Below are 13,547 nucleotides of genomic sequence, written 5' to 3' on the forward strand. Positions count from 1 at the left end.
GGCGCGCGGGGCCTGCCAGGGACGGTGCGAAGGCGGTGCCCGAGCGGCGGTGGCCCCCGGGCGCCGCGTCCGTAAGCGCTCCGGCGGCGGTTGTCAGTGGGCGGTGCCAGACTCGGCAGTGCACAGAACGGCGACCTGCGAGGAGGGCGACGATGCTCACCACCCGTTTCGTGGACGGTGCCCCGAGCTGGGCGGACCTCGCCACCCCCGACCTCGACGGCGCGGCGTCGTTCTACCGCGGGCTCTTCGGGTGGGAGTTCCGGTCGGCGGGGCCCGGGGCCGGCGGCTACGGCTTCTTCCAGCTGGCCGGGCAGACGGTCGCCGGGGCGATGCCGGCCACCGCCGAGCAGCAGGGCCCGCCGTCCTGGACCGTCTATTTCCGGACCCCGGACGCGGAGACCACCGCCCGGGGCGCCGAGCGGGCGCACGGAGCGGTGCTGCTGCCGCCGACGGAGGTGATGGGCCAGGGCACGGTGGCGGTCCTCGCCGACCAGGCGGGGGTGCCGTTCGGGCTGTGGCAGCCGGGACGGACCAAGGGCGTCGACGTGGCGAGCGAGCCCGGTGCGCTGTGCTGGGTGGAGCTGTACACGCCGGACATCGCCGCGGCCGCCGCCTTCTACTACGCGGTGCTGGGGCTGGAGACCTCGGCGGTCTCCTTCCCCGGCGGCACCTACACGTGCGTGAATCCCTCCGGTGCCGGCGAGGAGGCCATGTTCGGCGGGATCGTGCCGCTGGCCGACGACCGCGTCGAGGCGGCGTCGGGCGCGTACTGGCTGCCGTACATCGCGGTCACGGACGCGGACACGGTGGTCGCCCGGACCCGGGAGCTGGGCGGCACCGTACGGATGCCGGCGACGGACCTGCCCGGCGTGGGCCGTGTCGCCAAGCTGGCCGATCCGTACGGGGCGCGCTTCGCGGTGATCAGACCCGAGCCGCAGTCCTGACGCCGGGAGCGGCGCGGCGCCGCGCCGCGTAGCGGCCTTGTGTGTCGGCGCCGCGGAAGCCGTCAGGGTCTCACCCCGCCGCGGCCGGACGACCGGCGCCCGCCGGGCCTGCGCGTGCGGGACCCTACGGCTTCCCCGTCCCCTGCTCGCGGGCGCGGCTCGGCTGGACGCGCTTCGGCTCGCCCGGCATCTTCGGGTACTCCGGCGGATACGGCAGGTCGGCCAGCCCGTGCTCGCGTTCGTCGCGGCGGGCGAGGTCGAGCAGGGCGTCGAGGGAGTGGGCGCGGTCGTCCATGCCGGCGTGGACGTCACCGAGTTCGGCGAACCGGGCCGGCATGGTGGCGAGGTCGAAGTCGCGGGGGTGGGCGTCACCCACCTCCTCCCAGCGCAGGGGCGCGGAGACGGGGGCGTGCGGGCGGGGCCGTACCGAGTAGGCGGAGGCGATGGTGCGGTCGCGGGCGGTCTGGTTGTAGTCGAGGAAGACGCGCTCGCCGCGCTCCTCCTTCCACCACTTGATGGTGACGAGATCGGGCATCCGGCGTTCCATCTCCCGGCCCACGGCGATGGCGGCGCGCCGGACCTCGGTGAAGGTCCAGCGGGGCTCGATGGGCACGAAGACGTGCAGGCCCCGGCCGCCAGAGGTCTTGGGCCAGCCGCGCAGGCCGCCGAACTCGTCCAGGACGGCGCGCAGTTCGTGGGCGGCGCGGACGGCGTCGGCGTAGTCGGTGCCGGGCTGCGGGTCGAGGTCGATGCGCAGTTCGTCGGGCCGGTCGACGTCGGTGCGGCGCACCGGCCAGGGGTGAAAGGTGAGGGCGCCGTACTGGGCGGCCCACACCACCGCGGCCTCCTCGGTGGGGCACATCTCGTCGGCGCTGCGACCGCTCGGGAAGGTGATGTGGGCGGTGGGGATCCAGTCGGGCATGTTCTTCGGCGCCCGCTTCTGGAAGAACCACTCGCCGGTCACGCCGTCGGGGTAGCGCTCCAGCGTGGTGGGGCGGTCGCGCAGGGCGCGCAGGATGCCCGGCGCGACGGCCAGGTAGTAGCGGGCGAGGTCCAGCTTGGTGAAGCCGCGCTCCGGGAAGAAGACCTTGTCGGGATTGGTCAGCCGCACGGTCCGGCCGCCGGCCTCCAGTTCCACCGCATCGCCCATGGGTGCCACGGTAGGCGGCCCCCGCGGACCGCGCACACCAGGCGGCATCAGGCGTACCGGAGCAGAATCGCCTCATGGACCTGCCGGTGATGCCGCCCGTGAAGCCCATGCTCGCCAAGTCGGTGGCGACGATCCCGCCGGGTATGCAGTACGAGGCCAAGTGGGACGGGTTCCGGGCCATCGTGTTCCGCGACGGAGCCGAGGTGGAGCTGGGCAGCCGTACCGGCAAGCCGTTGACCAGGTACTTCCCCGAACTGGTGGCGGCGGTGCTCGAACGGGTGCCCGCGCGGTGCGTGCTGGACGGGGAGATCGTGATCGAGCGGGAGGGGCGGCTGGACTTCGACGCGCTGACCGAGCGGATCCACCCGGCGGCGTCCCGGGTGCGGACGCTGGCCGAGCGGACCCCGGCCTCGTTCGTCGCCTTCGACCTCCTGGCTCTCGACGACGAGTCGCTGCTCGACGTGCCGCTCGCCGACCGGCGTGCACTGCTGGTGGGAGCGCTGTCCGGGGTGACTCCCCCCGTGTACGTGGCACCGGCGACGACCGATGCGGAGGTGGCGCGGCAGTGGTTCGAGCAGTTCGAGGGCGCGGGGCTGGACGGGGTGGTCGCCAAGCCGCTGGCGCTTCGCTACCGGCCGGACGAACGCGTGATGTTCAAGATCAAGCACGAGCGCACCGCGGACGTCGTGGTCGCGGGGTACCGCTTGCACAAGAGCGGTCCGGTGGTCGGCTCCCTGTTGCTCGGCCTGTACGACGGCCGGGGCGCCCTGCAGCACGTGGGGGTGTCGGCGGCGTTCCCCATGAAGCGGCGTGCCGAGCTGGTGGAGGAGCTGGAGCCGCTGCGGATGGCCGACATCGCGGACCATCCGTGGGCGGCCTGGGCGGACGAGGCCGCCCACCAGGGCGCCCGGCTGCCGGGCGCGCCGAGCCGGTGGTCGGGCAAGAAGGACCTGTCGTGGGTGCCACTGCGGCCCGAGCGGGTGGCGGAGGTCGCCTACGACCACATGGAGAACGGGGCGCGTTTCCGGCACACGGCCCGGTTCCGCCGCTGGCGCCCGGACCGTGCGCCACAGAGCTGTACGTACGCCCAGTTGGAGGAGCCGGTGCGCTACGACCTGGCGGAGATCCTCGGCCCCGGCGCGGGCGGCTGACCGACCGCCCGCGCCACGGCGTCACCGCGTCAGGCGTCACGGCGTCACGGCGTCACGGCGTCATCAGGACCTTGACCGCGCCGTCCTGCTTGCGCTGGAACATCTCGTAGGCGTGCGGCGCCTCGTCCAGCGGCACCCGGTGGGTGGCGAAGTCGTCGACACCGAGCGGGTCCTCGTCGGTGAGGTAGGGCAGGATCTCGTCGCTCCAGCGGCGGACGTTGGCCTGGCCCATGCGGATCTGCAGCTGCTTGTCGAACATGGTCAGCATCGGCAGCGGGTCGGCCGTACCACCGTAGACGCCGACCAGGGAGAGGGTGCCGCCGCGGCGCACGAGTTCGATCGCGGTGTGCAGGGCGGCGAGGCGGTCGACACTGAACCGCTCGGCGAGCGGCCCGCTCAGCTTGCGGGGCAGGACCGACGACGCCTGCTGGGCGAGCCGGGCGGCGGCGCTGCCGTGTGCCTCGGTACCGACGGCGTCGATCACCGCGTCGGGGCCGCGCCCGTCGGTCTCGTCACGGATCGCCTCGACCAGGTCCTTCTCGCTGTCGAAGGCGCGCAGGTCGTACGTCTCCACCCCCCGGGCGCGGGCCCGCCGCAACCGGTCACCGACCAGGTCCACCCCGAACACCCGGCCGGCACCGCGCGCCTGGGCGATCCGGCAGGCCATGTCGCCGATGGGCCCGAGGCCGAGGACGGCGATGCTGCCGCCCTGCGGTACATCGGCGTACGCGACGGCCTGCCAGGCGGTGGGCAGCACGTCGGAGAGGTAGACGAACCGGTCGTCGGGCGGCCCCTCCGGCACCTTGATGGGACCGTACTGGGCCTGCGGGACGCGCAGGTACTCGGCCTGGGCGCCCGGGACCGCGCCGTACAGCCGCGTGTAGCCGAACAGGGCGGCGCCCATTCCCTCGCCGGTGACCTGCGTCGTCTCGCACTGGGTGGGCAGGGAGTTCAGACACATCCAGCAGTTGCCGCAGGCGATCTGGAAGGGGACGACGACCCGGTCACCCGCCTGCAGGTCGGGGACGGCGGGGCCGACCTCCTCGACGATGCCCATCGGCTCGTGGCCGAGGATGTCCCCCGGGGTCATGAACGGTGTGAGCACCTCGTACAGGTGCAGGTCGGAGCCGCACAGCCCGGTGGACGTGATACGGATGACGGCGTCCGTCGGTTCCTGGATCGCCGGGTCCGGCACCGTCTCCACTCGGACGTCCCGCTTGCCCTGCCAGGTCACTGCCTTCATCGCGCCCTGCTCCCTCCGCCGAGTCGGGGATCCCGGGGTCGGTGCCCCGGGGTGCGGCCCGGGTACCCGGGCGCCAACGGGCCGAACCGCACCCTCTTCGCACCCTCGGCCGATCGGACGATCCCCGGCGAAGCGCCATGAATGATCGGGTTTGGCCATCGATGACCTGATGAGCGCACAATCCAGGAAACGGGACAGGACGACGACTGTGAGCACGGTACGAGGAGCACGGACCCGGCGCGGTGCCATGACGCGGGCGCTGCTGGCCGGTGCGATGACGGCCGCCCTGGCGGTGGGCTGTACCGGCACGCACGGCACCCGCGACGACGGGCGCGGCGGAGACCGGGAGAGCGGTACGCCGAGCGCGTCACCCGACGGCCCACCGAGCGAGCTGCGCGGCTCGGTGCTCGCGGTGAAGATCGACAATTCCCGCTCCGCCCGCCCGCACACCGGTCTCGGCGCGGCGGACGTCGTCTACGTCGAGCAGGTCGAGGGCGGGCTGAGCCGGCTGATGGCGGTGTACGCGACCCGGTTGCCGTCCGCCGTCGGCCCGGTGCGCAGCGCCCGCGAGGCCGATCTGGAGCTGCTGCGCCAGTTCCGCCGGCCCGTACTGGCCTTCTCCGGCGCGCAGGGCAAGCTGCTCCCGCTGATCGACGAGGCGCCCCTGACGGCCGTGACACCCGAGAAGGCGTCCGGCACCTTCTACCGGGAACCCGGCCGCCCCGCGCCGCACAACCTCTACCTGCGCCCCGGCCGGCTGCTGCCCGAGGCGCCCGGCGGGAAGGCCCTCACGACCGGCTTCCACTACGGCGCCCCGCCCTCGGGCGGGACCGCGGAGACCTCCCGCACGGTACGTTACCCGGCCGCCCGCTTCACCTTCACCTGGTCGGCGCAGCGGGAGCGGTGGCTGGTCTCCATGGACGGCCGGGCGGCGTTCACCACCGACGGCGGCCGGCTGGCACCCGCGACGGTGGTCGTGCAGTACGTGAAGGTGCACCGCAGCGACTTCCACGACTTCCTCGGCAACTACACGCCCTACACCGAGACGGTCGGGTCCGGGAAGGCACGGGTGCTGCGCGACGGGCGCGCCTACGACGTGCGGTGGGAGCGCACCGAGGCGGCCTCGGGCACGGCGTTCACCACGCCGGACGGCCACCGGGTGAACTTCGCCGAGGGGCAGGTCTGGGTGGTGTACGCCAAGGCGTCCTGACCGGCGTCGGCGCGTCGGTGCCCGGCAGCCGGCGGCTCATTGCGCCCGCAGCGCCGACAGCTCACGCAGTGCGCGCTCCGCCTGCGCGGCGAGGCCGTCCGCACCGCAGGAACGGGCCAGGGTCAGACCGCGCTCCAGTTCGGCGCCGGAGCGAGCGGCGATGCCGTACTCCACGCGGGCCGCCGCGTGCTCGAACTGGCAGGGCGAGGACTCCAGAAAGGTGACGGCCTGGCCGGCCAGCTGGACCGCGCGCCTGCCCGTCTCCAGGGCGGCGGCGCAGCGCAGCGCCTCGCCGATGGCGGTGTCGGTCCCGAACCGCTCGGCCTGCCGGCGGACGTCGGCGGCAAGCCGCGCGGCCCGCGAGGGGTCCTCGACCGCGAGCGCGCGGGCGAGGTCGACCGCCCAGGGCACCATGACCGGGTTGAGGTGACCGCGCGCGGCGGCCGCCTTCCCGGCCTCCTCCAGTTCGTTGACGCCGTCCTGGGTGCGACCCGCGGCGAGCAGCAGGCGGCCGCGGACCGAGCGGGGGTCGGGCAGCACGATCGTCGAGGGGTAGGGCGGCGCGAAGCCGTACTGCTCGGCTGTCCGCCACGCCTCGTCGACATGGCCGCGGGCGAGCAGGGTGTCGACCAGGTTGCAGGTGGCCGACCAGTACAGGGGAAGTCCCCGGCCGACGTGCTCGGCGAGGCGCAGCGACTCGCGCAGGGATCGCTCCGCGTCCCGGAGGCGGCCGCGACGGCGGTGGCCGAGACCGACGTAGGCGTGGGCCAGGGCGAGGTGACCGCCGCTCCAGCGGGCGGACTCGTAGGCGTTGAGGGCCTCGGTGAACAGGGCTTCCGCACGGTCCAGGCGATCGGTGTAGGCGTAGGCGCTGGCCAGCATCATCGGCAGTTCCAGACCCCACTCGGTGTCGGTCCAGCCGAGACCGGGTGCGAGGCGGCCGTTGACTAGGGCGCGGTCGCAGGCCTCCACGGCCTCCTCGGCGTTGTCGCCGCGGGTCATGGCGTCGAAGCCGCGCAGGATGAGCAGGGCCCGCTCGGAGGTGTCGCGGCCGGTGCAGGTGGCGGCGAGGGCGGCGAGCCGCTCGGAGCGGCCCGGTGCGGGGGTCTCCCCGGCGTGCACGCCCTCCCACATGAACTGCACGGCCTGCAGCCGCATCCGGGCCGGTCCGGGGCCGAGCCGCGCCACCTCCGCCTCGACGGTGCGGACCGCCTCCTCGGGCTGGTTGTTGTGGAGCAGTGCCTGGGAGAGGCGGTAGACGGCGTCGACCCGGTCGGCGCCGTCGAGGCCGGGCATGGCGAGCGCGGTCCGCAGGTGGCCGATGGTGGTCGCGGGCGCGGTGAGCAGGCTGGCGCAGCCCAGTTCGTAGAGCACGCGCGCGTGGACGTGCGGCCGGGGCGGCTCGGCGAGGGCGCGCTCCAGGCAGCGGCGGGCCGCGTCGGGCGCGCCGACGGCGAGGTGTTCGCGGGCGGCCTCGCGCAGCTGCGCGACGAGTTCCTCGTCGTCGTCCGGGTGGACCTGCAGCAGGTGCCGGGAGGCGGCGGCGACTCCCTTGCCCGCCTGGGTGACGATCTGTGCGGCGATGCCGTGCATGGCCCGCCGCAGGGCCTCGGGGACGGAGTTGTAGACGGCGGTGGCGATCAGCGGGTGCACGAACTCCAGCTCGCCGTCGCCGCCCGGGACGCCGACCGTGGGGTCGGGCGTGGTGAGGATGCGGGCGCCGCGCAGGAGTTCGGCGCAGTGCCGGGCATCGTCGGCGGCCAGCCCGGACAGCCTCGCCACCTGGTCGAGGGTGATGCCGGCGCCGAGGATCGCGGCCGCCCAGGCGAACCGGGTGGCGTCCACCCCGAGATCCTCCAGGCGGGCGACCAGGCCGCCGCCGCGGGCTGCCTTGTTGAGGGGGCGCAGTCGCGCCGCGTGCGCCTCGGTGGGTTCCAGCTCGCTGTCGGAGACCTTGGCGAGCAGTTCGACGGTGTCGTACGGGTTGCCGCCGGTGACCGCCCACACCTCGCGGCAGAACGGCGCGTCCGCGTGCTCGCCGAGGGCGGCGCGGGTGAGTCCGGCGACGGCCTCGGGGGTGAGGGCGCTCAGGCTGGTCACGGAGCGGCCGGCGACGGCGGCGACCGCGTCGAGGCACCGGGCGCCCTCGCCGCCGGCCTCACCGTCCCGGCAGGCCACGGCGACCAGCACGGGCAGGTCGTCGAGACGTTCGACGAACGCTGCCAGCCAACGCAGGGTCTCCAGATCGGCCCAGTGCGCGTCGTCGATCAGCAGCACCAGCGGCCACTCGCGCCGTGCCAGCCGGCGTACGGCGGCGACGAGGCCGTCGGAGACGTTGCGCGGGTCGGCGGGCGGACCGTCGGGGTCCGCTATGCCCAGGGCGGGGCCCGCGATGCCGTACCAGTCGCCGAGGTACTCCCGGGCCTCCTCGGGCAGCAGCGACAGCAGCGCGGGCTGCAGCAACTGCCGTACGACGTTGAAGGGGACCGACCGCAGCGTCTCGCCGCCGCGCGCCGACCAGACGGTGCAGCCGTGGGCCTCGGCCGTGCGGCGGGTCTCGGCCAGCAGGGCTGTCTTGCCGAGACCGGCGTCGCCGCGGAAAACCAACACCCGCCCCGAGGACGACCGGTCGGCCCGCAGCGTCTGCACCGCCCGTGTGATGACGCCGACTTCCTCCTCGCGCTCCCACAGAGAGGCCGAGGCGGCCGCCACCGGCCGAACCTCCGTCATCCCGCTACCTCCCCAAGTCGCCCGAACGACGTACGAACCCGAGGGTAGCTCCCCGACGGCCGGAACGGCGTCCGCTCCGGGCACCTGTTCCCGCCGCGGGTGACGCCCTCTCGCCCGTCGCCGCCCGGAGGCCTGCGGCGGACCGGCCGGGACGTCAACCTCATGTGCGTACCGCGGACTTGACGAACGTGGGGTGGCGTACGCGGTGGCGCGGGCCGGGGTCGCGCGGCTCCGGGCGGGCCGCCCTCGCGCGGCCCCGCGGCCGCCCTCTCATCCGGCTTTCACGGTCGCCTCATACGGTGGGGGCATGACGCAGGTGACTCCTCCGGGGTGGTATCCCGACCCCGGACAGACAAGTGACGGCCCCGCCTCCGAGCGCTGGTGGGACGGCAAGGCATGGACGGACCGGACCCGCCCGGCGGGCTCGGCCGCGGCGTGGGGGCCGCCGGGCGGGGCGCCGGCCGCCGGCGCGCAGACGGGGTTCGCGGCCCACCCGACCGTGCCGGCCTTCCCGGCCCACCCGGCACTTCCCGCGCCGCCCGGGGCCCCCGCCGCGCGGCGGGGCGTGCGGACCGGGATAGCCGTCGCCGCGGCGGTCGCGGTGCTGGCGAGCATCGGAATAGGCGTGTACACGCTGACCAAGGACGACGGCGGGGACGGCCGGCCGGGCACCGCTCAGGGCGACGGCGGCCGGGGCGGCCCGTTCGGCGGCCCCGGGGGCGGTGACGGCGGCGGCGACCGCGACGGTGGACGCGGCTCCGGCGGGCCGGGCGACTCGGACGAGGACTCACCGTCCCCCCGGGAATCCGAGGCACCGAAGATCAGGAGCGGTTCGGTGACCGACGCCCTCAACGGGATCAGCATCCCGATCCCGAAGGGCTGGACGGGCCAGCAGAGCGGCGCCGGCGCCCAGGTGATGTCCGACACGACGTACCCCTGCCCGGGCGCCGCGGACAAGACCTGCGTCAAGGGCGGCGTGTACTCCGCGCCGCGCGAGCTGCACCGCACCAAGGGGGGCACGCCCGAGGAGGTGGCCAAGGCGGACATCGCCGCGAACGCGGAGGAGTCCTACGGCGGCTCCACCTACGGCTCGATCACCTCGCACCAGGTACTCGCCTCCCAGGCGGTGACCGTGGCCGGCCAGAAGGGCTACCTGGTGCGCTGGAAGGCCATCACCGGCAAGGGGGTCGACGGCTACGTCGAGTCGCTGGTCTTCCCGGCGCCCGCGGAGCCGAGCCGGCTGGTGGTGCTGCGCTTCGGTCTGGACGCCGATCAGCAGGTGTCCGTCATCGACACGATCACCAAGGGCATCGCGGTGGCGAAGGGCGGCGGCACCGGCCGCGACGTCTGATCCGCGCCCCGGCCGCCGTACGGGTTCGGCCGGGTGGGCGCCCCTCCGCTCAAGGGACCCCCACCCGGCCGGGGGTGCGCCGCCCCCGTCCCCACGGTGCGGCGCGAGCAGGCCACCGTCCAGTCATCCCGTGGACGGCGGCCCGGGTCGGTCAGGCGAGGCCGAGGGCGGGCAGTACCGCCGCCTCGACGAACCGCAGCAGGTACTCCGAGTCGGCCTGCCGCCCGTCGATCACGGGCCGCACCCGCAGCACCCCATACAGCTGCGCGGGGACGAACTCCAGCGCCGGGTGGTCCGCCGGGACCTCACCGCGCTCCACCCCGCGCCGCAGGATGCCCCGGAGTTCGGCGAGTTCCGGCTCCACCAGCGCCTCGCGCAGCGCCCGCTGCAGGGCGGGGTCCTGGGTGACCGCGTGCCCGAGGGCCTGCAGCAGGCGGGTGTCCTCGCCGGCCCACCGCCCGCCGGCCCGGGCGGCGGCCCGCAGGTCGCCGGCGAGCGTGCCGGTGTCGATCCCGGCGAAGCGCGCCCGGTGGGAGGAGCGCAGGGCCGCGGCGACGAACTGGGGCTTCGTCTTCCACTGCCGGTAGAGCGTGGACTTGCTGCAGCGGGTGCTGGCCGCGATGCCCTCCATGGTCACGGCGTCGTACCCGCACTCCCGGATCTGGTCGAGGACGGCGTCGAAGAACTCCCTCTCCCGTTCGGGCGTGAGTTTGGAGCGGCGCGACGCGGCGACCGTGTCGGGTCCGTCCGCGGCCTGCGACGTCATCGGTCTGTCTCCTCGCTGCCTCTTGGCCGGCTCTTCTTCCGCGGCCGGTCCGTCCCGCCTCCAGTGTGGCGCAGATCAACCGGCTCGATCGATACGCCAGTGTACCGGTACATGACCGTATCGGTACACTGGCGTATCGGTACGATCCCGTATCGATGGTGGCTCACCGCGTCGGTGGGACCCCACCACCACACCGCACGCACCACCGTCAGCGAAGGGGCCGGGGGATGACTGCCCGCACCGAGCCTGCCGAAGCGGAGTCCGACCGGACCCCGCGACCGCCCGTGGTCCGGGAGCTCCTGCTGGTCGCAGGGCTCTTCCTCGTCTACAAGCTGGGCCGCCGGGCGGCGACCGGGCACACCGGGGAGGCGTTTCGCAACGCGCGGGATCTGTGGGACGCCGAACGGTGGCTCCGGCTGCCGGGCGAGAACTCGGTGCAGTCGCTCCTGCTGCACGGCGACGCCCTGGTGCGCGCCGCGAACACCTACTACGCGACGGTCCACTTCCCGGCCACCGTGGCCTTCCTGGTCTGGCTCTACCTGCGCCGGCCCGCGCACTACCGCTGGGCCCGGCGGGTGCTGGCCGCGGTCACCGCCGCGGCCCTGGCGCTGCACCTGGCGTTCCCGCTGGCCCCGCCCCGGATGCTCACCGAGGCCGGACTGATCGACACCGGCGCGGTGTACGGCCCGTCGGTGTACGGGCCGCCGGCCACCGACCACCTGTCGAACCAGTTCGCGGCGATGCCCTCGCTGCACTTCGGCTGGGCGCTGATGCTCGCGATCGGCCTCATGACGGCGACCCGTTCCCGCCTGCGCCCGCTCTGGCTGCTCCACCCGGCGCTGACCCTGCTGGTCATCGTCGGCACGGCCAACCACTACTGGCTCGACGCACTGGTGGCGGCCGCCCTGCTCGGCGCAGGCCTCGTGGTGATCCGGCCGCCCCGGCGCCGGGAGACGTCTCCGGGGCGTCGTACCGCCACCCCGGCGCCGGTCGGGGACCGGACCCCGGAGGGCCTGGGGGCCGGGCAGGGGCCTTCGGAGGGCGGCGGCCGGGCCGCGGTCGGCGGCGGCGCCGGGTCGGGGAGAGCGGTCGCCGCGCCGCTGGTGGGGGCGGACCGATGAGCGCCACCGTGCTCGCCGTCGTCCTGTCGCTGTTCTCGGCGGTCGCCTACGCCGCCGCGGCCGTCGCCCAGGAACGGCTGGCCGCCGGCTCCCCCGGTTCGGGGCTGCTGCGCCTGCTGGGCAGCGGCGCGTGGTGGTGGTCGGTGGTGCTGAACGCCTCCGCCGCCCTGCTGCACGTCGTGGCGCTCAAGTACGGCCCGCTGACCGTCGTGCAGCCGCTGGGCGCGCTCACCCTGGTCGCGGCCGTGCCGCTGGGCGCCCGGCTGGCGGGGCGGCGGGTACGTCCGGCGGAGTGGCGCGGCACCGCGTTCACCCTGGTGGGGCTGGCCGCCGTGCTGACCGCCGCGTCCGGGCCCGCCCCCGACGACGTGCTGAGCGTGCCGGAGGCGGTGGCGGTGGCGGGGGCCACTGCGGCGCTGATGGGGCTGCTGGCCCGGCCCGGCGCTCGGCCCGGACTGCGCCACGCGACCGCGTCGGGGTTCGCCTCCGGGGTCGCCTCGGCGCTGACCCAGACCGTGACGGTGGCCGCGACGGACCGCTCGGGCCCGGTGCTGAGCGTGCAGGTGGCGGGGGTGGCGCTGCTGGTCGCGGCGTTCGCCACGGCCGGCCTGCTGCTGTCCCAGACCGCCTACCGGGGCGGCCTCGGGGCGCCGCTGGCCGTGGTGACCCTGGCCAACCCGGTGGCGGCGGCGGTGGTCGGGCTCGCGCTGCTCGGCGAACGGCTGCGGGGCGGGCCGACGGGGATACTGCTCGCGCTGGCCGGCGCCGCGCTGGCGTCCTGGGGCGTGGTCCTGCTGTCGCGGACGGCCCCCGAGCCCGTGCCGGTGCCTTCGCAGGCGCCGGGGTACGGGGACGAGGGACACCCCGTGGCCGCCGTACTGGCGCTCGGGCCGACGTCGGCCCCGGTGCGGCACGGCCCGGCGCCCCGGACGGCGCGGGCCGAACCGGGGCGCCTGACGCGGCTGTAGCGGATCAGTTGAATCCGCGCGCGTCCTGCTTCAGCGCCGTGTCGACGGTCAGGGCGGTGGCGACCACCATGCTGAGCAGCGGCTCGGGCAGCTGGTAGTGGATCTGCAGCACGTAGTTGTCGGCGCTGGTGAACATCGTCTTGGCGAGGCCCTCCCAGGTCTTGGTGATCCGGGCGACCTCGTTGCCCGCGTGGTCGACGACCGCGAAGTTCCAGGCCCGCCAGTTCTCCGCCTTGATCGCGCCGATCTGCCCGCCGTCCGCGTTGATCGCGAAATTGATCTTGCCGATGACGTTCTGCTGGACGATCTCGCCGATCTGCCGGCCGTCCGGCCGCGCCACGACCACCCGCGACTTCAGGAACTTCGCGGGGCGCGTGAGCACCAGGACGGGCCGGCCGTGCGCGTCGCGGATCTCCAGCGTGTGGGTCATGAACTGGTCGAGGCTGGAGACGAAGCGGACCGCCTTCTTCAGCGCGCTCTGACCGACCTGGACGACCGAGCCGAGCTGAGTGCCGTGCTGGTCCATGACCGTGTACTCGTTGGTCAGCTCGATCAGCTTGGCCTTCTGGTTCACCACCAGGACCGGCTCGGTGAACAGGGTGCCGCCGCCGGCACCGCTGGGCGCGACGCCCGCCTGCTGCTGGACCTGGCGCTGGACCCGCGGGTCGGGCCCGGCGGGCTGCGCCGGGACCTGCGGCGCCGGCTGGGCCTGCTGGGCGGCCTGGGTGTGCTGGGTCCACTGGGCGCCGTCCCAGTAGCGCAGCGTCTGGGCCGCGCCCTGCGGATCCGGGTACCAGCCTGCAGGTGTGTTCGATTGCGTGGTCACCGGCGCACACTACCCCGGCCCTTCGCACGGCTGACGGGCGCCCCGTCCGCGGTCGGCGGGACCCCGGTCGCGTACGCCGGGGGCGGG

The 13,547-nt window shown here is 74.7% G+C and carries 11 protein-coding genes; 6 read left to right on the plus strand and 5 right to left on the minus strand.

Translation table 11 applies throughout. The features are described 5' to 3' along the window. Positions 1-152: 152 nt before the first annotated feature. Positions 153-944 (plus strand): VOC family protein, encoded by a 792-nt coding sequence (locus AC3ET3_RS26455; protein WP_435613006.1) that lies wholly within the window; start codon positions 153-155, stop codon positions 942-944. A 124-nt stretch (positions 945-1,068) separates the two neighbouring features. Here AC3ET3_RS26455 and ligD read toward each other — a convergent pair whose 3' ends face one another. Continuing rightward, positions 1,069-2,094, minus strand: coding sequence for a non-homologous end-joining DNA ligase (ligD, locus tag AC3ET3_RS26460; RefSeq protein WP_432138787.1), 1,026 nt, complete (start codon positions 2,092-2,094; stop codon positions 1,069-1,071). A gap of 74 nt (positions 2,095-2,168) precedes the next feature. Between ligD and AC3ET3_RS26465 the strand changes: the two genes are divergently transcribed. Beyond that, entirely contained in the window at positions 2,169-3,245 is a 1,077-nt protein-coding gene (locus AC3ET3_RS26465) for an ATP-dependent DNA ligase (RefSeq protein ID WP_432138788.1), read from the plus strand. A gap of 52 nt (positions 3,246-3,297) precedes the next feature. On the opposite strand, the gene AC3ET3_RS26470 is transcribed toward AC3ET3_RS26465, so the two are convergent. Then, positions 3,298-4,488: a zinc-dependent alcohol dehydrogenase gene (locus tag AC3ET3_RS26470; protein ID WP_432138789.1), complete on the minus strand. Its 1,191-nt coding sequence runs from the start codon at positions 4,486-4,488 to the stop codon at positions 3,298-3,300. Positions 4,489-4,657: 169 nt separating this feature from the next. Here AC3ET3_RS26470 and AC3ET3_RS26475 point away from each other — a divergent pair, with 169 nt between their 5' ends. Beyond that, a complete protein-coding gene (locus AC3ET3_RS26475) occupies positions 4,658-5,698 on the plus strand; it encodes a DUF3048 domain-containing protein (RefSeq protein ID WP_435613007.1) in 1,041 nt (346 codons plus the stop codon). Between the two features lie 36 nt (positions 5,699-5,734). Here the strand turns inward: AC3ET3_RS26475 and AC3ET3_RS26480 are convergent, their stop codons facing one another. Next, positions 5,735-8,428, minus strand: coding sequence for an ATP-binding protein (locus tag AC3ET3_RS26480; protein WP_435613008.1), 2,694 nt, complete (start codon positions 8,426-8,428; stop codon positions 5,735-5,737). Positions 8,429-8,735: 307 nt separating this feature from the next. On the opposite strand from AC3ET3_RS26480, the gene AC3ET3_RS26485 reads away from it, so the two are divergent. Beyond that, complete coding sequence (locus AC3ET3_RS26485; protein ID WP_432138791.1) at positions 8,736-9,779, plus strand: DUF2510 domain-containing protein; 1,044 nt, start codon at positions 8,736-8,738, stop codon at positions 9,777-9,779. 151 nt (positions 9,780-9,930) lie between these two features. Here AC3ET3_RS26485 and AC3ET3_RS26490 read toward each other — a convergent pair whose 3' ends face one another. Continuing rightward, entirely contained in the window at positions 9,931-10,545 is a 615-nt protein-coding gene (locus AC3ET3_RS26490; RefSeq protein WP_432138792.1) for a TetR/AcrR family transcriptional regulator, read from the minus strand. Between the two features lie 227 nt (positions 10,546-10,772). On the opposite strand from AC3ET3_RS26490, the gene AC3ET3_RS26495 reads away from it, so the two are divergent. Both AC3ET3_RS26495 and AC3ET3_RS26500 read left to right on the plus strand, forming a co-directional pair. After that, the gene (locus AC3ET3_RS26495; protein ID WP_435613009.1) at positions 10,773-11,666 is read left to right on the plus strand and encodes a phosphatase PAP2 family protein; all 894 of its coding nucleotides are present in this window, start codon (positions 10,773-10,775) and stop codon (positions 11,664-11,666) included. Continuing rightward, positions 11,663-12,634, plus strand: a complete 972-nt coding sequence (locus AC3ET3_RS26500; protein WP_432138794.1) for a DMT family protein — start codon at positions 11,663-11,665, stop codon at positions 12,632-12,634. Before AC3ET3_RS26495 ends, AC3ET3_RS26500 begins: the two co-directional genes overlap by 4 nt. Positions 12,635-12,638: 4 nt before the next feature. Here AC3ET3_RS26500 and AC3ET3_RS26505 read toward each other — a convergent pair whose 3' ends face one another. After that, positions 12,639-13,460 carry an LURP-one-related family protein gene (locus AC3ET3_RS26505; RefSeq protein WP_432158737.1) on the minus strand — a complete coding sequence of 274 codons (822 nt, stop codon included), beginning with the start codon at positions 13,458-13,460 and terminating at the stop codon, positions 12,639-12,641. Positions 13,461-13,547: the final 87 nt, after the last annotated feature.

The sequence above is a fragment of the Streptomyces sp. bgisy159 genome, assembly GCF_057707805.1.

Coding starts and splice junctions, on each gene's coding strand:
- ligD (WP_432138787.1), bottom strand. CDS start 2,094: ATGGGCGATGCGGTGGAACTGGAGGCCGGCGGCCGGACCGTGCGGCTG.
- AC3ET3_RS26455 (WP_435613006.1), top strand. CDS start 153: ATGCTCACCACCCGTTTCGTGGACGGTGCCCCGAGCTGGGCGGACCTC.
- AC3ET3_RS26465 (WP_432138788.1), top strand. CDS start 2,169: ATGGACCTGCCGGTGATGCCGCCCGTGAAGCCCATGCTCGCCAAGTCG.
- AC3ET3_RS26500 (WP_432138794.1), top strand. CDS start 11,663: ATGAGCGCCACCGTGCTCGCCGTCGTCCTGTCGCTGTTCTCGGCGGTC.
- AC3ET3_RS26485 (WP_432138791.1), top strand. CDS start 8,736: ATGACGCAGGTGACTCCTCCGGGGTGGTATCCCGACCCCGGACAGACA.
- AC3ET3_RS26490 (WP_432138792.1), bottom strand. CDS start 10,545: ATGACGTCGCAGGCCGCGGACGGACCCGACACGGTCGCCGCGTCGCGC.
- AC3ET3_RS26470 (WP_432138789.1), bottom strand. CDS start 4,488: ATGAAGGCAGTGACCTGGCAGGGCAAGCGGGACGTCCGAGTGGAGACG.
- AC3ET3_RS26495 (WP_435613009.1), top strand. CDS start 10,773: ATGACTGCCCGCACCGAGCCTGCCGAAGCGGAGTCCGACCGGACCCCG.
- AC3ET3_RS26475 (WP_435613007.1), top strand. CDS start 4,658: ATGAGCGCACAATCCAGGAAACGGGACAGGACGACGACTGTGAGCACG.
- AC3ET3_RS26480 (WP_435613008.1), bottom strand. CDS start 8,428: ATGACGGAGGTTCGGCCGGTGGCGGCCGCCTCGGCCTCTCTGTGGGAG.